This window comes from Neorhizobium huautlense, from assembly GCF_002968575.1.
Classification (GTDB): domain Bacteria; phylum Pseudomonadota; class Alphaproteobacteria; order Rhizobiales; family Rhizobiaceae; genus Neorhizobium; species Neorhizobium huautlense.
Window position 1 is genome coordinate 1 of the sequence record NZ_PVBM01000100.1, and the last position, 702, is coordinate 702.

Consider the following 702-nt stretch of genomic DNA (forward strand, 5'->3'; position numbering starts at 1 on the left):
GCCGCTTGAAAGAAAAGCATCCATTCGGTCGGGGTGGCGCGGCAATATTCGGGCACCGCCGGCCGCATCGAGAACTGTCAGATCGGCGTGTTCGTCGCCTATGCCAGCCGCTTTGGCCAGACGCTGATCGACCGGCGGCTCTATCTGCCGGAAGCCTGAGCGAAAGACCCGGCGCGGCGCAAGGCGGCCGGCATCCCGAGGAAGCGAGGTTTTTGACCAAGCCGGCGATGGCTTGGGCCGCCTGTCCGGCCGGTGAAGGCGCCAAGGGATTGCGTCTCTATCACTGGGCACGCATTGCTCTGCCTTATGTCGTTGAGGAAGGCTATGCCCGCTATGTCCTCATCCGCAAAAGCCGCACGGATCCGCACGCCCTCAGCTATTATCTGGTCTTTGCGCCCAGCGAGGCCACGCTTGCGGAACTGGCCGGGGCGGCAGGTTTGCGCTGGACGATTGAGGAATGCTTCCAGCGCGCCAAAAATGATCTCGGCTTTGACCATTGCGAGGCCCGCTCCTGGCACGGCTGGCATCGCCACATGACGCTCGTCATGGCGGCCGCTGCCTTCCTCGCCAAGCTCGGCGCCGATCTACGCCGCTCGGCCGGCGGCAAACCGAACGAAACGAGTCCAAAGCCGTCAATCGCTGCCTGACGCGCAAGCTGAGACTCATCCCCGCCGTCACCGAAATCCGCACCCTCATCGCTCG

Annotated in this window: 1 pseudogene; it reads left to right on the top strand. The window is 64.0% G+C overall.

Annotated elements, in window-relative coordinates:
- Positions 1-9 precede the first annotated feature (9 nt).
- Positions 10-647: pseudogene (locus C5L12_RS27775) on the top strand (IS701 family transposase); the annotation flags it as partial.
- Between the last annotated feature and the right edge of the window lie 55 nt (positions 648-702).